At 45.7% G+C, this 21,242-nt stretch carries 17 protein-coding genes; 10 read left to right on the top strand and 7 right to left on the bottom strand.

Translation table 11 applies throughout. The features are described from left to right. Window positions 1-7 precede the first annotated feature (7 nt). Complete coding sequence (locus OZ401_RS00895; protein ID WP_341468827.1) at window positions 8-2,974, bottom strand: alpha-mannosidase; 2,967 nt, start codon at window positions 2,972-2,974, stop codon at window positions 8-10. A gap of 275 nt (window positions 2,975-3,249) precedes the next feature. Here OZ401_RS00895 and OZ401_RS00890 point away from each other — a divergent pair, with 275 nt between their 5' ends. Next, on the top strand, window positions 3,250-4,587 hold the full coding sequence (locus OZ401_RS00890; protein WP_341468826.1) for a helix-turn-helix domain-containing protein: 1,338 nt from the start codon (window positions 3,250-3,252) through the stop codon (window positions 4,585-4,587). Window positions 4,588-4,601: 14 nt separating this feature from the next. Here the strand turns inward: OZ401_RS00890 and OZ401_RS00885 are convergent, their stop codons facing one another. After that, window positions 4,602-6,494: a universal stress protein gene (locus OZ401_RS00885; RefSeq protein ID WP_341468825.1), complete on the bottom strand. Its 1,893-nt coding sequence runs from the start codon at window positions 6,492-6,494 to the stop codon at window positions 4,602-4,604. 178 nt (window positions 6,495-6,672) lie between these two features. On the opposite strand from OZ401_RS00885, the gene OZ401_RS00880 reads away from it, so the two are divergent. The 6 genes from OZ401_RS00880 (at window position 6,673) to OZ401_RS00855 (ending at window position 12,131) form a co-directional block, all read left to right on the top strand. Next, window positions 6,673-7,395, top strand: coding sequence for a hypothetical protein (locus OZ401_RS00880; protein ID WP_341468824.1), 723 nt, complete (start codon window positions 6,673-6,675; stop codon window positions 7,393-7,395). Window positions 7,396-7,414: 19 nt separating this feature from the next. Next, on the top strand, window positions 7,415-8,602 hold the full coding sequence (locus OZ401_RS00875) for a M48 family metallopeptidase (protein WP_341468823.1): 1,188 nt from the start codon (window positions 7,415-7,417) through the stop codon (window positions 8,600-8,602). A 2-nt stretch (window positions 8,603-8,604) separates the two neighbouring features. Then, window positions 8,605-9,138, top strand: a complete 534-nt coding sequence (locus tag OZ401_RS00870; RefSeq protein WP_341468822.1) for a CRISPR-associated protein Cas4 — start codon at window positions 8,605-8,607, stop codon at window positions 9,136-9,138. Between the two features lie 257 nt (window positions 9,139-9,395). Then, window positions 9,396-9,737 carry a response regulator gene (locus OZ401_RS00865; protein WP_341468821.1) on the top strand — a complete coding sequence of 114 codons (342 nt, stop codon included), beginning with the start codon at window positions 9,396-9,398 and terminating at the stop codon, window positions 9,735-9,737. A gap of 93 nt (window positions 9,738-9,830) precedes the next feature. Next, window positions 9,831-11,657 carry a DNA polymerase III subunit gamma/tau gene (gene dnaX, locus OZ401_RS00860; RefSeq protein ID WP_341468820.1) on the top strand — a complete coding sequence of 609 codons (1,827 nt, stop codon included), beginning with the start codon at window positions 9,831-9,833 and terminating at the stop codon, window positions 11,655-11,657. Window positions 11,658-11,792: 135 nt separating this feature from the next. Next, complete coding sequence (locus tag OZ401_RS00855; RefSeq protein ID WP_341468819.1) at window positions 11,793-12,131, top strand: hypothetical protein; 339 nt, start codon at window positions 11,793-11,795, stop codon at window positions 12,129-12,131. 140 nt (window positions 12,132-12,271) lie between these two features. Here the strand turns inward: OZ401_RS00855 and OZ401_RS00850 are convergent, their stop codons facing one another. Further along, window positions 12,272-12,727, bottom strand: coding sequence for a response regulator (locus OZ401_RS00850; RefSeq protein WP_341468818.1), 456 nt, complete (start codon window positions 12,725-12,727; stop codon window positions 12,272-12,274). 372 nt (window positions 12,728-13,099) lie between these two features. On the opposite strand from OZ401_RS00850, the gene OZ401_RS00845 reads away from it, so the two are divergent. From OZ401_RS00845 to hflX, 3 genes are all read left to right on the top strand, one after another. Continuing rightward, window positions 13,100-14,428, top strand: coding sequence for a peptidylprolyl isomerase (locus tag OZ401_RS00845; RefSeq protein WP_341468817.1), 1,329 nt, complete (start codon window positions 13,100-13,102; stop codon window positions 14,426-14,428). After that, entirely contained in the window at window positions 14,428-15,390 is a 963-nt protein-coding gene (miaA, locus tag OZ401_RS00840; protein ID WP_341468816.1) for a tRNA (adenosine(37)-N6)-dimethylallyltransferase MiaA, read from the top strand. Before OZ401_RS00845 ends, miaA begins: the two co-directional genes overlap by 1 nt. A 208-nt stretch (window positions 15,391-15,598) precedes the next feature. Further along, window positions 15,599-17,071: a GTPase HflX gene (gene hflX, locus OZ401_RS00835; RefSeq protein ID WP_341468815.1), complete on the top strand. Its 1,473-nt coding sequence runs from the start codon at window positions 15,599-15,601 to the stop codon at window positions 17,069-17,071. Between the two features lie 55 nt (window positions 17,072-17,126). Here hflX and OZ401_RS00830 read toward each other — a convergent pair whose 3' ends face one another. The 4 genes from OZ401_RS00830 to OZ401_RS00815 all read right to left on the bottom strand — a co-directional run bounded on the left by OZ401_RS00830 (window position 17,127) and on the right by OZ401_RS00815 (window position 21,233). Further along, on the bottom strand, window positions 17,127-18,209 hold the full coding sequence (locus OZ401_RS00830; protein ID WP_341468814.1) for an ABC transporter permease: 1,083 nt from the start codon (window positions 18,207-18,209) through the stop codon (window positions 17,127-17,129). Window positions 18,210-18,237: 28 nt separating this feature from the next. Beyond that, window positions 18,238-19,221 (bottom strand): ABC transporter ATP-binding protein, encoded by a 984-nt coding sequence (locus OZ401_RS00825; protein WP_341468813.1) that lies wholly within the window; start codon window positions 19,219-19,221, stop codon window positions 18,238-18,240. Window positions 19,222-19,395: 174 nt separating this feature from the next. Further along, entirely contained in the window at window positions 19,396-20,052 is a 657-nt protein-coding gene (locus OZ401_RS00820) for a response regulator (RefSeq protein ID WP_341468812.1), read from the bottom strand. Further along, complete coding sequence (locus OZ401_RS00815) at window positions 20,049-21,233, bottom strand: sensor histidine kinase (protein ID WP_341468811.1); 1,185 nt, start codon at window positions 21,231-21,233, stop codon at window positions 20,049-20,051. Before OZ401_RS00815 ends, OZ401_RS00820 begins: the two co-directional genes overlap by 4 nt. Between the last annotated feature and the right edge of the window lie 9 nt (window positions 21,234-21,242).

Genomic DNA, 21,242 nt, shown 5'->3' with positions numbered 1-21,242 from the left:
AGAAGATTTAGAAGTCGAGGCGCAAGGTTAGAATCTTGTGGGCGTAAGCCGAGAAATTGTAACTGCCGTCTGTTTCCTGCTGCAAGACCTCCACCGTTTCGTTTTCCTCTAAATTGACCAGACTGACACTAGAGAATTGCCGGAAGAAACGTACCTTGCAAATCGGAATATCTCTATCGCTCGGATTCCAGAGCCGTACAATAACTGCTGCCCCGTCATCACTGCCTTTAATAGTGCTGAGAGCCATCACGCGCGGCTGAATTTCCACGAAACTCTGGGAAATTGGCAACTCTCCCACTTGTTTCGCTGCCATCACGCCAATCATAGGATGGTTAAAGGCGTGTGCTTGCTGCTGTGCGCCTGAAACCAGCCATTCGCCCTTATGAGGCATAAGAGCATAGTGGAAATAGTGCCGTCCCTGACATTGTGCGCCGGGTGTTGGCATACCGGGTCCGGCATGACCGCGCCGAGTTTTGAGGTCGTCACGACTGAGCCAACCCACCGAACGCAAAAGTGTAATCGCAATGGCGCTGTTGCCATCAGGTAATTTCACTATTTCGTGTTCCGGCAAACCTCGGTTAATAACAGTTAAGCCTAGCTTAGACTCTGCATCATTTATTGACACAAAGGTTTTCTGAGGCGCTTGTGGCATAGGGTCTTCAAGCCACTTGCTATCGAAACGAGGCACACCCACCGGGCGGGTAATAACATCAAAAATACCTTCCGCTTTGCTTTCGGTTGCTGCAAAAGGCGCAGGGAAAAGCACCTGTAAACGGTGGTCTTCCACCTTGTTGTGGAAAGCGGTTTCGAAATCAATTCGGCGCGAACCGGGAGTAAGCGTCACAACGGTGGTAAGGGAACACAGAGTCATCTCTTCGCTACGAGATTGCCGATCTGCTTTGAGGCTATAAGGCAACTCCAGCGCAGTATTCACCTCGATGGATTGCTCCAGTTCGGAAAGACGCACGAAAATCTGGGGAGCGTCAAAGTAGCTCTCGATTCCTTTATCCTGCGGTATGGGTGAAAAATTATACTCATCCCCCGCATCTGCCACATCCCTGAAACGATTTATTTGCGAGTAAACAGCCCCGGTTTCTTTATCTACTATAGTGAGAAGCCCGGTCTTAGCCTCAACATCTATAGTATAAAACTCGTTTTCGATTGTCTCCGGTGCATTCTTTACTTCTTGCTTGAAAACAGGCTCATTTTCGTGTCTGGCGCGTAAGGCAAAAGTTTTGTAACCAGTAGGCGGCACATCACGCGACAAAAACTGCAAGGCGAGCGAACTTTGCCGATAAGCGGTCATCTTAAAGGTTTGAACCCCATCATCCATATACTTCTGAGCTTCGCTAAGAGCATAACTCATCAAAGCAGGATTGGTAGGCGCAGCGCTGTTATATACTGCCGTAACCTCTACCGTCACAATCTCTTTGTTAGATAGCTGCCGATCAAATTTGATATCGACCATGCTATAACCCATCACCCGACCGTCATCATCTGCATGGCTCTTCATGCCCATCAGCGCAAATGCCGGGATATCCATACTGAATAAGACTTCACGTTCGCGGCGGGTAATTAGGTGCGGGTAGATAGCCCCTTCAGCATCGGTGATTACAAAATCATCGAAATCGGGATTTACCGAAACGGTAAGCGTGGTAGTATCGGTGCGTTTCAAGGGAATGGGATTGAATACCACTATCGGTTGGATTTTCTCCTCGTTTGAAATCGCCGCAGTATCGACCAGATTTGCGATAGAACGGAAACCCTCATCGCGCAAATCGATAGAAATTTGCTCCGCCCAAGCATAGCGGGTCTTCATTTCTTCATGAACCTGATCGACACTGCAACCACAGATGCTATCGTGCGGGTCATTTTGCAACAGGTATTTCCAAGCAGTATCATAAAGCCCTTGCAAGGAAGCAGGGTCATAAGTAGATTTAGCATTTGGCAAAGCTCTGAACCACGCTAACGCCAAACCCGCTTCGCGTTCTAGCAAGCCCTCGACCCGATGATTCCACTGTTTTATCCACATACGCGCCGAAGTAACTCCCGGTAACAGGTGCGCTAATTTGGGGTTGCGGAACTCGCCACGATGTCGCGGAACATTGGGATTTTCCCACGCGCCGCTCTGTCGCACCATTTCCAGAAATTGGGGCAGTGTGCCGTGTACAAAGCGGTAATTTTTACCCTTTTCTCGCATTATTTCCGCTACTTTTTTAAGAATTTCGGGCAGATCAGCCGTAGGCTCTGCGTGGTCATCGCCGTTCATTAAAAGAGTAACACCACTGGTAGAACGTTTTATCAAAAAATTCTCAACCGCTCCCAACTGCGCAACCGCCGATGCAACCCCGGTATTAAAAGCTAGAGCGGTGCTATAGCCGCCGATATTGGCGCTACCGGGCAAATGAGCCGAATTTACAATACTACCATCGGGTGCTTCCCATAGAAATTCTATTTGGGTAATTTCAGGACCAACCCCTCGCCAGAAAACAGCGGTATCAATGCCAAAACCGCGCAAGATTTGGGGCATCTGGCTGATTTGCCCGAAAGAATCGGGTATATAGCCCACCTGCATAGATGCGCCATACTTCCGGCAGGCTTTCAAACCGCGCAGCATATTTTGTATGTGGGCTTCGCCGCTTATTAAAAACTGGTCAGGTAGGATATACCAAGGACCTATCAGCAAACGTCCGCTTTCAATATGCCGCTTCAAATCGGCTTCGCGCTCAGGGCACACTTCAAGATAATCGTCCAGCACAATGGTTTGACCGTCAAGCATAAAATATTTGAAGTCAGGGCTGGTATCAAGAATATTCAGAAGTTTATCTATCAAGCGTACCAATTTGAAACGGTAATTCTGAAAGGGCAGATACCATTCTCTATCCCAGTGAGTATGGGTTACGACCACCAGAACGTGTTCTTGCTGCGGGTTTCCCGGCTGCGATTTTGTATCCCCTATTTCCACAATGGACATAACTGTTTTCTCTTTTCTAGCATTAACAAAAAAGATCATAATTAAGATTCATTATAAGGGATGAGCGAAAGGTTTGCATTAAACCGGATTGGAAAAAAGGCGCGCGCTTTCACTTAATACAATTTGACCGTTTTGTCATAGCTCAAGCTACAGCCAAACTTGGAAAGGCGTTATACAGTATTTGCAGATTGTGTAGATTTACATATAATTCTTTATAAGTCTAGACATAGGGTGATTATTGTTAGTTGTATCATTATACTCATTACGGATTTTAAATGGTTAATTCTGCAAACCCCGGTGGGGAAAGCATTCATCAATTAATTCGAGAGGCGCGGTTACATAGAGGATTAACCCAACATCAACTGGTAGCGCCGCATTATTCAGTAGCATATCTCAGCCAGGTAGAACAGGGGCGAGTTCTGCCTTCAATGGAATTTCTAGATTTCTTAGCAGAGCAACTGAACCTTAATCTTGAGCAACTGCACAAACAACTGAAAACAATCAAATATTTCAGCGGTAGAAAATCTCGTGAAAAAATCGAGATGCACTTGATGAACGCCCATATTGTATTGCAAATGAACCAGCCTGAAAACGCGCTTGCCTTTCTGAAAGAGCTTGAAAACAACCAAATCCCGCTTGATTTACTGGCGCGTTATCATTCAATTTTTGGCGAAACAGAACTAAAACTCAAGAATTATCAGGCGGCGCTTGAACATCTGAATATTGCAATCGAACTACGTAGCGCAGAACCGATTATTAATGAGGCAGACCAAATACTTGAGCTTGAGCGAGTACGCAATCACATCGGGCAGGTTTATTATTTAACCGGGAATTTTCCGCGCGCGAGAGAAGAGCATCTTAAGTGTTTGGATGCGATTTCCAAAGGCAAAATTACCGACCGCCGTTTTACAATGTATATATACGCCAACCTTGGCAACGAGAACTATATACTCAGCGAAAACGAACAGGCGGTAACATATTACCGAGAAGCAGCCAGCCTTGCAGAACGAAACGAGGATAATCAATCTCTCGCCGGTATTTACTGGGGCTTGGGGTTGGCTTATCGGGGTTTGAATAATCCAGCTTTATCCAAACTGTATTTGCTGAGAAGTGCAGAACTATTCGAACAAATCCAAGAATGGAATTCAGTAGTAATCTTGCGTTCAATGGTAGGACGAGCGCAGGCGGAAGATGGCGAAATTGAAGAGGCTCTGGAAACGCTACTAAAAGCAATAGGGTTAGCAAAATATTGTAGAGATACTGACTCAATGATAAACGCTAGATTAAACCTAGCCTATTGTTATCACCTGAATAGGGAATATGAAAAAGCGTTGGAGCAGGCGGAACTGGCGATTCAAAGCGTTCAAAACACTACCAGAAACCATATTTTTGGGCAAATTCTGGCACAATTGGCGGACGAATATTTAGCGCTTGGACGAGAAGAAGAAGGCTTTGCAAAATACAGAGAAGCAATTAATGTCCTTAAAGAAAGTGGTGAGATAGAAATTTACCACCGGGTGCTTAAACGCTATGCTGATGCACTAAAAGGCAAATACAAATTGCAAGAAGCTTTCGAAGTATATCGTAGCGCCTATTTAAGTTTTACAAAGTAGCCCGCCAAAGGGGCTTAGAATTGGTTGCGATAGTAACCGGGGGCGAAAATTGGAGGCGGCAACTCTCGTACAGGGGAGTTTTGAGGCACTACCTTCAGGAAAAAAGCCCCGTTTTCCCGGTGTATCGCCTTTAAAGAAGAATTGAAATATTGGGATAAATGCACCTGAGCGCGATCCTCTATTCGCCGCAATAACACTTCCATTACTTCAGCACTGGTACGCTGTGGAGCTACAGCACAGACACTGGCGGCAGGCGCACCTAAATCTACTTGTACCAACGACATTAAGCCATTTCGCGCCGTAGCATCTATCAGCAGACCCGGCATAAAGCCTGACTCGGTAAAGAAAGGCAAACGTTCAATACTATCGCGGCGTGCCGCACCCACCAAACAGAGCGGATTTATCACCCCGGACAAGCGCGGAAAGAAGCCACTCAGTAAAGGTCGGATACTCAGTTCTGCCAGTTCATCCATTACCGGGTGAAAATCGTTTTCGTCTTCTTCGGAGAAAAAACCGCAGGACATTACAAATTTGGTATAGGTGAGCAAAGGACCGACCAGCCCATAAATGTGGCGTGGCTCAAACCCACTTACGCTTGGATCTGCCCATACTACAATATCACCACGCGCCTTACGCATAGCGTGCCACAGCGCCTCCCCCGGTCCGTTACTCTGCTCTGGAGAGTGGGGGCTATCGGAATGAACATATATCACTTCCTCGCCCTCGCCTGCACCCAATAGAGTAAGCTCATCAGGGTCAAACAAAGCGCCGGGAGCAGAAATAATAATTTCATCTACCAAAGCACAATCACGCATCAAGGCAAAACGAGCGCGCCGGATATTCTCCGCCAAATTCATCGGTTGCACTTTACCATAGACCGGGAAAACGAGACTAATACTCAAATTATTACTGGCTTTGAGTAGAGTAAGACTGCTCATGCTGCGGAACTCACGATAGCGGAAGGTATTCTGAGCAAACCACTGGTCAATGATTTCAGCCAACCGCTCATCATCGCGATGCGGCGCACCCGGTTTAGTTGCAGTCAACGGGCGGTTAGCCTTAACCACCAGTAAAGGAGTTTCAAGTCGTCGGGATAACCGGATAGCCATTGACTCGTTCTCACCTGAAGGCTTTCCCTCTACGCCGCTTGCCCCTACCACCACCATGTCATAATGTGGAACTTCACGTAAAATGCTGGTAGTAGGATCACCCTGAACGGTTAATAAACCCGCGCCGGGAGGCAATTCGCTTAAAATTTCAGAGGCATTAAAGGTGTTTTCCGAACCAAACGAATCAGTATAAGCAGGAGAATAATCGCTCAAATCAGACGCAGATTCGACAGTACCGGGGACAAGTTGTGAGAAGCTATGCAAAACCGTAAGCTTAGTTCCCCAAACTTCGGAAATGTTGGAAGCTAACTTTAAAGCTAGGCTGCTATAACCACTGCCCCGAACAGGTATCAAAATATTTTTAGCGGGCTTGAAGCCATTAAAGCGTGCTAACACCATATCGCAGGGTGTGTCGCGCATCAGCATATCGATGGTAGAACCGTAGATTGCTCCCGGAGTTTGGGTAGCGCCTTTCCAGTGCAACAACAACAGGTTCGCACCTTCCTCGCGTACCTGTTCCACAATCCCTTGCCAAACTTCACGCGCGACTCGTACCTCGGTACGCACTTCCACTTTATTATTATTTTCAGGGGGAATGTAGCGCAGCATTGTACGGTAAGCTTTGACTAGGCTTGCACCTTGACTCAAAGGGGTATCGGACGGAACAACCACCACACCAAGTACCGTTACTTTTAAACGGTCGGTTTTCTCGGAAGAAACACCCGAAAGTGTGGTAGCCAAATGTACCATATCCTCAGCCGTATTTGGATTTAGAATCGGTACAATTACCTTATACATCCGTGAGCCTGATGGTAGAAATTATAGTGGCGCATGTCTGAATGATATGCTAGCCGTAGAACCTTGTCAATCGCAAATTTCTTCTTATTTTTTTCTGTTACATTATAATTTTTGTTGCGTATTACTTTTTACAGGCTATAATAGTGTTAGTGCACCCTTACCTGATAGGAAAGCAAAAATGGCAAACACAAAAAAAACCAAGCCCAAAACAAGCAGTTCCACCGGTTGTATATTCCTCATAATAGGGTTAATTGCGTGGGTAGCGCTGTTGATTATCGGCCCATTTACTTTCTTTGATGCGCTTGACGCTAAAAACACCGCAAACACCCTTGTCAAAGGTACTGTAACTCTGATATCTCAGGAGAATTTCGGCTCCGACACTTTTAATGTACTTACCATTACCGACGCAAGCAACAGCAATCCGGTCAAAGCAATTGTACAAACCCCAATATACGATGTGGCTAACGCCTATTGCAAAAGCCTGACTTGTTACGCGGAAGCTGAGTTTGAAAGCAATGATGGGCTTCTCAAACTAAGTCTCTACGATTCTCAAGGAGGGACAATCCTAGCGCGAATTGCAAACCACTCGCAGGAGCAGGATGATCTTGATTGGGCGACAGTATGGAGCATTTGTTTTCTGGTAGTAACCGCTTTTCTTACCATCGGATATTTCATTTACACGACAAATGTAAAGAAAAACCCCAACAAAAGCAAAGCGCCCCAGCCACAAGAGCGGGTATATTGGGATGGCAAAGGTATGCCACCGCAGGGTGGTGTTACCAGTTCTGGAGAATGGTACAAAGCGCCACCAAGTGCGGTACAATTATATTCAAAAGTCACGGGTAATCAGACAAATACCCTCAAAGCGGGTGATCAAAGTTCAAAAGTGTCCAAACTTTAGATAAAAGTCAGGTTGCAAAATGACCATATCTACTGAAATGAGCGAGAATCGTCAGCGCAAGGCAAGCAAGTATGCCGCAACGCGACGAACGCTCTTTTTTGTTAATAGCGGGTTAGGACTGGCAGCGTTGTTACTGGTACTTTTCAGCGGATTTTCGCTGGAAATACGGAAGCTGATTGAAAGCTGGAATAATAACCAGTGGTTGGTTGTTCTGTTATATATGATTTTGATGGGCGGAGCTTACGCCATCCTGACTTTTCCCTTGAATCTTTACAGCAGCTTATATTTACCTCGAAAGTACGGGCTTTCCCACCAAACGTTAGGGGGTTGGCTCATTGATGTTTTCAAGGGCGCAGTAATAGGAGGGATAATCGGGTTATTTTTGATTTCGCTGCTGTATCTGGGCTTGAGAAGCTTACCGGAGTGGTGGTGGTTGGCAGGGGGTATATTTTACCTGTTCTTTGTGATAATAATGTCAAACCTTGCTCCTGTAATTATAATGCCCTTATTTAATAAATTTATTCCGCTAGAAAACGATGAATTGCGCGAACGTATGCTGCGACTCGCCGATAAAACCGGGGCAAGAGTCAAGGGCATTTATACGATGGATTTTAGCCGTCGTACCAGCGCCTCCAATGCTTTTGTAACCGGAGTGGGCAATACCCGCCGAATTGTGCTTGGTGATACCCTCACTCAACATTTTACCCCCGATGAAATCGAAGTGGTTATGGCGCACGAGCTAGGACACCATGTGCATGGCGATATATGGCGTGGAATTTTCTTCGATGCGATAATAACCATGGTAGGTTTGTTTATAGCAAACTTGCTGCTACAAAATACGCTTGGCGCTTTTGGTTTCCGAGAGATTGGCGATGTGGCAGCCTTCCCATTGCTGGCATTGGTTCTGACAGGGTTTGGTCTGTTTACAAATCCGATAACTAACGCCTACAGCCGTAGCCGCGAAAAGGCAGCGGATTATTATGCACTGGATATAACTGAAAATGTAGCCTCATTTATTACATGCATGAAAAAACTGGCTAACCAGAATCTGGCGGAAGTAAATCCACCCGGTTGGGCAATTTGGCTCTTTTACACCCACCCACCGATTTCGGAAAGAGTGCGGCTAGGAGAAAATTACGCCCGGAAGCAAGGCTTGAATCCTTACCCCGACTCAGGATATCCTCAAGGCGAATCAGGTTCAAATTAATTATGCTTTGGCTTATTGCGACTGCTCTTATTTTACTTGTAGTGGGCTTGTTATTTGTGCGTTGGTCGAGGAATGCAGCAAATTCTACCGGTTTGCCATTTCAATATCGGATTGTTTATAGTGATACCGAGGGCTGGGAACGGGTTGAAAAGAGCCTATATAGTGCGCGTCACAACCTTACCGGTAAACCGGATTACATCGTCAAAACCCGAACGGGGTTCATTCCGATCGAAGTCAAACCCAAACGTACTGCGCCCCAACCTTACTACAGCGATATTCTCCAACTGGCAGCATATTGTCTATTATTGGAAGAAGACTGGCACAAAAAACCAGCTTACGGCATTTTACGCTATGCCCAGCAAACTTTCAGAATAGAGTGGGACAGCGTCTTACAAACCGAATTGCTAGAAATCATTTCAGAAATGAGAGAATTAGAAAAATACGCAGCAACGCCCGGTTGTAAATTGCCTGAGCCTGGTCACGATATGACAAAGCGCTGTTTTAATTGCGGTTATTATCAAATCTGCCATGAATAAATTTTGAATGCGACTGTTTATATTAAAATATCCTCAATATATAGTAGAATTAGTAATCTCTTTGGGCTACCTAAACATGACAAATCTATTTTTGAGTATTACAATAAGTAAATATAGTTGTTATTTATTGGTAAATTAGCCATTTAATTAGTACAATAAGTACAACTGATTTAAAATATAAAAGTGACAAAGGTAATTCATTAAAAATTCAAAAGTCTGGGAGCGCTCTAGCCTTAAATCTGATGAAGATACTGGTTGTGGATGATAATTCTGGCTTAGTTAGAACTATGGAAAAGGTGCTAGTAAAAGCCGGCTATGAGGTGATACAGGCTACTGGTTTTCGTGATGCTTTAGATAAAGCTACTTTTCAGAAATTTGAAATATTGCTTACCGACTTTGATATGCCCGAAGGCAATGGAATTGAGCTTATCAAACGTTATCGCGAAAAAAACAAGAATCAGAAAATTGTCGCATTAATAATGTCTGCCTACTCTGAAGTTGAGCTTGAGCTTATCAAAAATCCCGGTTTAGCCGATGGTTTTCTACTCAAACCTTTTCTGGTACGCGAGTTATTGGACTTACTAAAACGCTATCACTGAGCCTGTTCAGCTTTGCAGAATCCCCCTGATGGTCTATAATATGCCCATCTGAAATTTCCAAATGCCAACATACAGTGGGGATTAGACTTTAAAATGGCAATAGTGAAGAAATCAATGGAGAGTGACGATACTCCCGACAAGCTAAGTCGCTCCCAATCACTCTACCGCAAGTGGCGCTCACAAACCTTTGGCGAACTGGTCGGTCAAGATGCAGTTACGCGCACCCTGAAAAATGCCATTACCACCGGAAGAGTCGGGCATGCCTATCTTTTCTGTGGTCCCAGAGGCACCGGAAAAACTTCCACCGCACGCCTATTAGCCAAAGCAATAAATTGCCTCGAAACTGAAATCAACGCACGCCCTTGTAACAAATGTGAAGCTTGCCGCAGCATCAGCGAGGGGCGAGCGATGGATTTAATCGAGATTGATGCTGCCAGTAACCGGGGTATTGAAGATATCCGCGACTTACGCGATAAAATAAATTTCCAACCCAGCGCATTACGCAAGAAATTCTATATAATTGACGAAGTACATATGTTGACCGAACCTGCTTTTAATGCGCTGCTCAAAACTCTGGAAGAACCGCCTCCGCACGCCATCTTTGTGCTTGCTACTACCGACCCGCAAGATATCCCGACAACAGTATTATCGCGCTGTCAACGCTTTGATTTCCAGCGTATCAGCCTTGAACAAATAGTGGCACGGCTTCGGTTTGTATGCAGCGAAGAAAAAGTGCAGGCTGAAAAAGCTTCTCTCGAATTGGTAGCGCGGCAGGCAACCGGAAGTCTGCGCGATGCTCTTAGCCTGCTTGATCAGCTAATTGTTTTCAGCGATGGGAATATCACCCTCGAAACTGTCAAGCAAATGCTTGGTGTAATGAATAGTGAGGCTGTCCCCGATTTCGTAGAGGCATTGCTTGAACGTGGGCTTGCATCAGGGCTTGAGCAAATCAGCAATCTGGTGCAAAGTGGTGTTGATTTGAAGCGTTTCAATCGTGAATTGGTAGAACACCTGCGCGGCATGATGCTACTCAAGGCAAACCCATCGGCGCGCGAATTACTCGATTTACCGCACGAGCTACTGGATCGGATGCAAGAACAGGCAAAGCGGATAAATTTATCTGAATTAATTACCTTACTCAAAATTTTCAGCGGAGTTGATTATAACCTGAAGGTATCACCTTATACCCAATTGCCGCTTGAAATTGCGCTTATGGAAGCAGTGTTGGCTGAAACGGTTGTGCAACCTCAAGCGACAACCCGCCAAGTCCCTAACCGTGCTGCCCCTACCCCGACGGTAGCGCATAGAGAACCGCCTGTCATTAATCAGCACCGTCCTGCCATTGCCGCGGTGCAAAAAGAACCAGCCATAGTGTCCCCTATTGATGAGGATGAGCCACCAATTGCCAAAGCAGCAAACCCAGCAGAAGTAGCGCAGGTGAAAAAACAGCCGCCTGTAATAAACCCACTACGCCCCTTAGCGCCTGTAAACCAGCAAGAAACGCCCTCTACGCCAGCAGCAACAGATGGCGCAAACCTGACTCTTGCTGAAGTAACACAAGTATGGGGACAATTGCTGGATAAAATCGGTAGCGCACAAGTCACCGTAAAAGCGTTACTTACCGAAGCGCAACCAATAGGAGTACAAGGCAAGCAAATTATGCTAGCTTTCAAATACCAGTTCCATCGTGAGAAAATTTCTCAGGAAAAGACCAGAATTTTTGTAGAAGAGCAGTATAGTCAGCTATTGGGTCAGACAATTTATATCCAGTGCGTATCTGATGAAAGTACCAACCCGAATAGTGCGGGTGGTTCTGCGCGTACAGATTCTAAAAATTCCGGGAAAGGTAGCTCACCGCTGGACGAACGTTCACGTGCAGCAGCGCGAATCTTTAACGCTACTGTACAGGATTTTGATTAGTTTCATTCCCGAATTATTAACATACCTTTCTCTGTTATTTCAAAGCCTTTAGGCTATAATTTAAGTAGAGTCTAGCGTAAAAAAAGCAATTAAACGCGGGCATTTTCTGCGTACTTTGGGAAAGGAAGAAATAATATGGCTGGAGGAGCAGTTTGGGTAAAAGGCGCGACCCGTAATAGCCAAGATAAAATGGTGCAGCGGGCAAAGGAAGACCTAGCGGAAGTACTCGGAATTGAAGATATGCCTGAGCTTGTTGGTAAAATCAAGTTGGTATCGGTTACTCCGGTAACATGGCCTGACTCGCAATTGGGATACCTGCAAGCGGGATTAAAGAAACAACAGGGGATTAATCCCGGCTTTTTAATCAAACTAGAGTACTCTGGGCGTGAATACACTTATCACACCAGCTTTAGCCGAGTAGTGTATGTACCAACCGGTAAAGGAATGCCGCCGCTTCCAGCGAACGCGATGTAAACAATTCTGGGTTTTCTAAAGGCTTTGTGGTTTTTTTAATACAAAGCCTTTTTTGTTGCACAAAATAAAACGCCCGGAGTGACCGGGCGATTGTGGTTGATTGCTTATGCCGTTTAAGCAGGTTATTTGTCCAAAAAAAACTAGAAAGGGCGTAGGCTAGAGCGATCCATACGACTAAAAACCGTCTCTAGTAGCAACACCAACACATGTTCCCCTTCTTCCCCTTTAACCACGTAATAATCTGCGCCCATTTCGTAAGCAGTTACCATATTTTTCAACTTGTTTTCGCTACTAAAAACGATAATCGGTATATTACGCAGTTTATTGGTGGATTTAAGAGTTTTACATACCTCAAATCCATTAACCTTTGGAAGATATAGATCTAGAACGATTAGATCAGGGCGAATTTCGTCAGCTTTTTTAATACCTTCAATTCCATCTCTCACTAAGGCGATTTCATAACCTTTGCCTTCAAGAATAAACTTAGTTTTGGAAGCCTGCACGAAATTATCATCTATTATCAAAATCTTTTTAGGTGTTGAAGAAAGTGCTTTTAGCTTGTAAGTATCCTTGAGTGGTAGCATTTGTAGGTTCATTAATACCGCCTTCTGGTGTGACGTTGATTAGGTTTTCTACGTGATTTGCCAGACAGCGATACCCATAAAACAATGTTTTAATGAACACATAATTATATAAACTACTTTTCCTTGACCTTATCATATAGGTTTACTATAAAAGTTGGGTTAAAATTACCACCTATAGAATAAAATTATTATTAAAATTCTTGATTTTACTCATTAGGGTTGCCCCAATTGCTCTGATTTCCTCTATAGGTTATACTCGGACTATCCAAATGAATTACAGAGTTGGATGGTAGATAACGGCGTTGACTAAGGATAGTGGGTTTGATAACCAATTTGAGGTTCTAAACAAGCTAATGGGCGTTAAATTGAACCTCTGGATATATAATGAACAAAAATCAATTGCGTGTAATTAGATGGATTGGTTGCCTGTGGTTGGTAACTGTGCTATTGCAAGGCTGTGGAGAAGTCCTTAATGCGACTCCCACCCTACCGGAAGGCATCCCTACCAATGCTAAACCCGGTACTCCCCTTCCTGTGACACGCACACCAAACGCTACGCCGATTCCATTACCAACCGATACACCTGCTATTCCCACCAACACCCCTCAACCTGCGGGACCAACCAATACACCGTTACCTTCAAATCAGCTACTAGCAGAATTGAATGGGCAAACAATTACCTTTGCTGATTATTTACGTTATCGTCGCTTTTACGCCTTCCGCGACCTATTTTTTTACCAGACCTTTGTGGTAAGCCCACAGCCGACTGCATTGGATATTGAACAACTGCGGTTACTGCAAAAGCAACTAGATGAGTTGCCTTACCAACCGGTGGATAAACGCAAACTACAACAATATCTCCAAGATATAATTCTGATAAATGAAGCTAAAAAGGAGTTTGGAATTACTGCTACTGCCGACGAAATAGATATTGAGATTGGAAACCAGATTGGCCCGGTACAAACCTTTAGTCAATCCGACCTAGAAGCGACCGCTACTGCCCGTCCGGTATACACGGCGGCAGCGGCGATTGAATTGGCTACAATTGCGGTTGTAACACTGCCTCCGGGGGTGACTGCCTTGCCCACCCCAACTATTCTGCCAACGCCTAATCCCATTCTGTCACCCGCTGCTACCGCCGTGGCACGTCAGCAAACTTTCTTTGATGCGCTCAAGCAGATTACGGGACTTACTCGCGATGATTATCGAAGATTTGAGGCAGAACCTTCGGTAGTTTCTCGAAAGCTTGACCAGAAGCTAAGAGCGCAATTGCCAAAAATAGGCGACCCAGTTCCACAATGGCGCTTCAGCCAGATTGTTTTTAAAGATGAGGCTACGGCGCAGGCTACCATGAAAGATTTGCAGGCTATACCAATTGCAAATTTGCCGGAAGCCTTTGCTAAAGCTGCTCAGGATAAATCTCAGGATATGCTGACTGCCTACCGTAAAGGTGATGCAGGTTGGGTAGTCGAGCAGATGGTGGAAACCGATTTATTTAATTTGCTAAAAGGTCTTAAAATAGGACAATTTGCAGCGCCCATACAAAATGGGGGAAGCTGGATATTGGTTACGTTGACAGGCTACGAACCGAACCGCCCGCTAGATGCCAGCCAATGGGAATATCTGGCTGGTTTATCATACGGACGCAGCGTGGCTTTTGATAATTGGATGCGCGCCAAAATACAGGCGGCTAATGTAAAATTCTTCTTATAGTGGAACAAACGCCCTTAAAACCATTGATAGTGCTGACCGGCGCTACCGCTGTCGGCAAAAGTACGCTTGCAGTTATACTGGCTGAAAAGTTTTGTGGTGAAATTGTCAGCGCGGATAGCCGCCAAGTATATACCGGGATGGATATTGCCACCGCCAAGCCAAGCCCTGAAGATTTGCGCCGTGTCCCCCACCATCTGATAGATATTGTGCCCCCGGATAGTGAGTTCACCCTTCCAGATTTCCAACGTTTGGCAAGCAGCGCCATTGAGGATATACAGCAGCGCGGTAATTTGCCCTTTCTAGTAGGCGGTACGATGCTCTATATCAATGCAATGTGTGAGGGCTGGGAAGTACCTCACGTAGCGCCCGACCTCGAGTACCGACGCAAACTGGAAGAAGAAGTTGCCGAACATGGTGCTGAGGCTCTTTTCCTCGAGTTGCAACAGCTAGACCCTGAAGCTTGCGCTCATATCATTCCCAATAACGCCAGGCGTATCATTCGCGCGCTGGAAGTTTACCGCAGTACCGGACGCAAATTTTCTGAGGTACACGGTAAGCGTGGTGCGTCCTACCGGATTTTGAAACTTGGCTTGACACTGGAACGAGAAGCCTTATACCAACGCGCCGATGAACGCATCGAAGAGATGTTCAGACGCGGGTTGGTCGAAGAAACCAGACGCTTGCTGGAAACAGGTTACGCCCCCTCATCACCCGCTATGACCGGGCTTGGTTACGGGCAGGTAGGGGCTTATCTGCGCGGCGAAATGAGTCTTGATGAGGCAAAAAACCGCATGCGCTTTGCCACCCATCGCTATATACGCCAGCAACATACTTGGTTCAGACGCGACCCGGCAATTATATGGTTAGACGCTACAGAAAGTAATTATGCTTCACAGGCTGAGGCAGCTATTGAGAATTTTTTAAGAGAATGGAACTTTTTAAGCGGCTCTAACGTATTATAGTATAGATGTATACTATATACAGGTAAGCATTTGCTATTGCAAAAGCAAGTCAGAAACTTTGCCTGTTGACCATTGTGGATATGTTGATATAATTGGGGATAAATAGTGTTATTTACCCCCCGACAACACAATTTGTTGTGTTAGTAAATTTAAGTAATAAAAATTAGCCTTTCACGAGCGAGGTAGCTCGCGAAAGCGTACACGGAGGATGCCTACGCAGACCTTTTCCGAAAACGATAAAAATCACGACTTACTCAACCCCGATAAATTTTCCGATAATGGAGATACTGCGCCTGAAATTGCACCGAGCGCATACGAGCATCTTTTTGAAGAACCCCGTATTGTTAAGCCCAAACGTTCCAAAGTTCCGGTTTATCCAACGGGTGAACCGCAAGAGAAAGCCTTACTGGTTGGCGTGGGACAACAGGGCGACCTGTTTGATGTCGAAGATTCGCTGCTGGAATTAGAGCAATTATGCGAAACTGATGGGGTAGCGGTAATCGGCAAAACTTACCAGAAAATTAGCACACCGAATCGCTCATATTTCATAGGCAAAGGCAAATTGCACGAGCTTAAAGCCATGCGCGAGAGCATGGAAGCGGATGTGGTGATATTCGATGTAGAACTTTCTCCTACTCACCAGCGCGAAGTGGAAGAATATCTAGGGGTTAAGGTTATCGACCGCACCGCGCTGATTCTAGATATTTTTGCCAAACGCGCCCGCACCAAAGAAGGACGCTTGCAAGTTGAACTGGCACAACTGGAATACCGCTTACCACGCCTGACTCGGTTGTGGACGCACCTTTCGCGCCAGACGGGTGGTGGCGTGGGGTTGCGGGGTCCCGGTGAAACGCAGTTGGAAATTGACCGTCGCGCCAGCCGTACCCGCATCAGCTATTTGAAAGAGCAGTTGGAGCATGTGCATAATCACCGCGAACTTTACCGCGAACGTCGCCGCACCGAAGGTATTCCGGTGGTTTCGCTGGTAGGCTACACCAACGCGGGAAAAAGCACCCTATTGAACAAGCTTTCTAACGCCAATGTGCTGGCAGAAGACAAACTTTTCGCCACGCTCGACCCCACCACGCGCCGCGTAAAACTGCCCAATGGTCGCGACATATTGTTGACCGATACGGTAGGGTTCGTTCAACGCTTACCGCATGGGTTGGTAAATGCTTTCCGCAGTACCTTAGAAGAGGTCAACGAAGCCGACTTGCTGATTCACGTGCTGGATTTCACGCACCAAAATGCGCAAGAGCAAGCCGAAACAGTTGAGGAAGTGCTAATAGAGTTGGGGGCGAACGATAAGCCCCGCATTATGGCGCTAAATAAAATCGACCTGATGGTTGATTTGGAAGAGCCTGAAAGCGGAAATCCTGCCACTATCAGCCAGCAGTTATCGAAGGAATTTGAACTGCCGGATGATTATGTGCCTGTATCTGCACAGACGGGCATCGGGCTTGACCAACTATTAATGCGAATTCAGAATATGCTGGATGGCGGTTTGGTCAAGGTAAAGCTGAACATCCCCTATAGCCAGAACAAATTAGTGGCGCTGTTCCACCAAAAGGGTCATATTGACAAAGAGCAATTTCTGGACGAAGGCACCCATATCGAGGGACGGATACCCGCCCACCTTGAGCCAATGTTCAGACCTTACGCTTTCAAACGGGCTTCTTAAATAAAAGAAACCCCCTTCCTGAAAACTCAGGTAAGGGGGTAATTTTTTATCCGGATTACTTGACCCAACGGAAGGTTCGCACCGAGAAAGCCATTAGCACTACTCCAAAGGCTACCAGCACTCCCAAGTTTACCGCCAGCGAGCTAAACGATGATTCGTTCAGCATTATCTCTCGAAGCGCCCGGTTAAGGTGTGTAAGCGGTAGTACATCCACCAGTACCTTCAGGAAACCATCAGGGTTGACCGGGAAGTAGCTTCCAGCCAGAAACATCATCGGCAAACTTACCAACATCACAATGTTTTGAGCCGCTTCGCGCTTCTGCACAAAATTCGCAATCACATAACCCAAAGACATCAAGCTAAAAGTGCCTACAATCACGAACAGGAAGATAAGCGGCAACCATTCCATTTTGACCTGCACATTGAAGACGGCAGCCCCAATACCAAGTATCAAAGCGGCTTGGGCAAGACTAAGCACGAACTGGCTTATAATTTGCGCGCCCATCAATTGCCATGCTTTGAGCGGAGTAGCACTTAACCGTTTCAGCGTACCGCGTTCACGCCAGTTTATGAGAGCTACGCCCACAAACATATTGGCAAACATTATGGTCATACCAAGCATACCGGGTGTTAGAAAATCTATACTACGTAATTGACGAGCCGTTACTGCCTGTTCCTGCACCGAGATTATGGGCTTGAAAGCGGTTGCCTGTTTGTTAAAGCCATCAAATATCCCGTAAAGCAAGCCACGTGTGCGAGCCGAGTTGATCAAATTTGAGTCATCTATATAAATCTGCACTTTGGCATCAGCATTGGCTAAGCCTGTTTCAAAACCCGGTTCTAGAATAACAACTGCCGCGCGGTTTCCTTTTTTAAGTTCATCCACTTGGGCGGTCTGGTCGCCATCAACCAAATTGATTGCATCATTTTGTTTTAGAGCGGCAATCACTTTTGCGCTCGTAGCAGTTTTATCCAAATCGACAACACCAACTGACAGTGGTTGCGGCGTATTGCTACCGAACAAAGCGCCGAAAATTAACATGGAAACTACCGCAAGACCCAAACTACCGATTATTAGAGCTTTATCTCGAAGCAGCATTTTGAACTGCAATACGGTCATCTTAAACAGGACTTTCATTGTTTTCTCCTCAATTTATTTGGTGTGCTTAATCCCGCAATGCCTTACCGGTCAGGTTAAGGAATACATCTTCAAGGCTGGGAGACTGGGTTACAATCTCAAGCAGGGGCGCGTTATGGCTTTGGGAAGCATGTAACAGAGCGGGTAAGGTAGCAGTCAGTTCTCCGGTATAGATATTGTAGCCACCCGATATTGGAAATAGCTTCTCGACAGCCGGTAATGCTTTTACCACTTCTTCTTTCAAACCACCATTTTCAAAACGGCAGGTAATCCGTTGCGCGCTGGCGTAGCGTTGGATTAAAGTAGCAGGAGTTCCAAGCGCTACTATACGGGCGTTATCCATAATCGCTACCCGGTCACAAAGCTTCTCGGCTTCTTCCATGTAGTGAGTAGTGAGAATAATGGTTTTGCCACTCTGCCGTTCCTTAAGCACAATTTCCCAGATATTGCGACGCGCTTGGGGGTCAAGGGCTGTGGTAGGCTCATCCAAAAACAGCACGCTTGGATTGTTTATAAGGGAAGCCGCCAGCACTACCCGTTGCTTTTGCCCTCCCGAAAGTGTATCGAGTCGAGATTTAGCTTTTTCTTCTAGGTCATATTCCTTCAGCAATTGTTTTATGGGAATGCTAGTGCGATAAAGCATTGCGAGCATTTCAAGATTTTCACGTACCGTCAGTTCATCAAACAAGGCGCTGGCTTGTAGCTGCAACCCAATGCGATGGCGCAATTCTGCCCGATCTTTACTATTTAAGACATTCAGATTATCTACCCTAATACTGGTGGAGGGATTTGAATCAGGAGAGCGCAAGCCTTCGATAATTTCTAGCATGGTAGTTTTTCCTGCACCGTTAGGTCCAAGTATCCCGAAGATTTCACCCTTCAATACTGCAAGACTTACATCATCTACCGCTTTTTTGCCGCCATAAGTCTTGTTCAAGTTCCGAACTTCAAGGGCGGTAGCGGTTTGATTGGTTTCATTCACAGCAGGGATTTGACTTAATTCTGCCAACATCTGTTAACCTCGCTTTGTTTTCTGGATTAGATATACTTGCTCACAACCATATATTAGCCCGTTAAGAGCAAAAGGGGATGTCCCGAAAGTCATAGGCGTGGTCATATTTGGGAATAGGACTTTAGACGGAGGTCATAGTGGGTCTATATTACTATAGCGGTAATTTCTTAGGGGTTAGATTAGCCCCAATTCGCGCGCTTTGAACGCTGCCTGAGTACGATCACGAGCATTGAGCTTGCTCAGAATATTGGTGAGGTGATTTTTAACCGTACCTTCAGTTATAAACAGAGCGGTGGCGAGTTCTCGATTGCTAAAACCTTCTGCCACCAATTTTAAGATTTCAAGCTCACGTTCGGAAAGTGCCTCGGTTAAGCTTTGTTTTGGAGGAACAGGCGCAGCCGATAAGCGATTAAACTCAGCTACCAGTTTTGCCGTCACGGAGGGTTGCAAGAAAGACTCGCCCCGCGCTGTTGTTCTGATTGCCTCGAACAGGCGCGCCGAGGGGGTATCTTTCAATAAATAACCCGCTGCTCCTGCCTTTAATGCCTCGAATACATCTTCATCATCATCAAAGGTGGTCAACACGATTACTCGTATTTCAGGCTGTGCGCTATGCAAACGACGGGTAGCAGCAACGCCGCCCAGCACAGGCATACGCAAATCCATCAATACCACTGTTGGGTTCAGTGTAGCTGCCAGTTTAAGCCCTTCCTCACCATTACAAGCCTCGCCCACTACTTCAAAATCAGGTTGGGTCGAGAGCAAAATATGTAAACCTTCGCGGAAAAGATTCTGATCATCTACCAATAAAAGGCGGATAGTTTGAGTCATACAGGCAACTCCACACATAATTTAAACCCATTACCGGGGGCAGTTTCCACTTTTACTTCTCCTCCCAACAGATGTATTCTTTCTTTCAAACCCATCAAACCGAAGCCATGACCATTTTCTACTGTACCAACCCCATTATCCTGTACGGTAAGGCTAACCTTTTCGGGCTGGTATATAAGCGTTAATGCGCCAGTAGTAGCCAGAGAATGTTTACGTATATTGGTAAGCCCTTCTTGAACGGTGCGATATAGGGCAAGGTCATATTGCGGACCTAATTGGCGCACCTCTCCGTTTACGTCAAATTCGGTCAGGATACCGCTAGAATTATTTTCTTGCACCAATTCCGAAATCGCTTCTGGTAAAGAACGGTTTTCAAAGGGCAGGGCGCGTAATGAGGCAACCGAACGTCTTACCTCCGATAAACCATCACGAGTAAGACGTTGCGCCGTGTCCAAGGCTTCGAGGGCGTGCGGTTTGTCCCGATCTATAAGGGCTTTCGCAGCTTCAATTTGCATATTTATCGTGGTTAAATAGTGCCCCAAACTATCATGAATTTCACGAGCAAGCCGATTGCGCTCTTTGGTTATTGCCAGTTCTTCAACCTGCATAGCATATTCGCGCAATTTGAGATTCGCCTCACCCAACTCACCCAAAAGTCGTTCAACCTCTAGCCGGGCTTTACCTTCACGCATAGCATACTCGGTAAAAATCGCAACGAATAGCACTGCCGCCGCAAAAGAAAGCAGGTTGGTAGCAAAAAGATCCCACGAACTGGTAAGCAAAGCTATTGGCAATATTAAAGCCATGATGATAAGAATGTTGACCACAACCTGCCACAAGCGCGATAACATGATTATCGTCATAGAAACAAGGGGCATCATAATCAACCAGAAAGCGCCGGATAAATCGCTTAGAACAGTTATAGATGAGGCTAGAGGAATCATTATAACGAAATAAGTAATCTTTATAAAAAGTGTGGGCTTGCGTTTCTCATATTCCGCCAGAGCTACACCTATAATCAAAAATACAAACCCCAGTACAACTAGCACTATAATTTCAAGCAAAGAAAAAGAACGGCGAGGATTTAAAAATATGGTCATATAGGTAATAATTACTATAAAAGCTATCAGATATATCTCTCGCCAATTTTTAAACATTTGCCTGAAAGATTTACGATTCATATACCGTTC

The sequence above is a fragment of the Candidatus Chlorohelix allophototropha genome (assembly GCF_030389965.1).
Taxonomy (GTDB): Bacteria; Chloroflexota; Chloroflexia; order Chloroheliales; family Chloroheliaceae; genus Chlorohelix; species Chlorohelix allophototropha.
The sequence above is the reverse complement of the archived record's forward strand: the minus strand, read 5'-3'. Positions and strand labels throughout refer to the sequence as shown.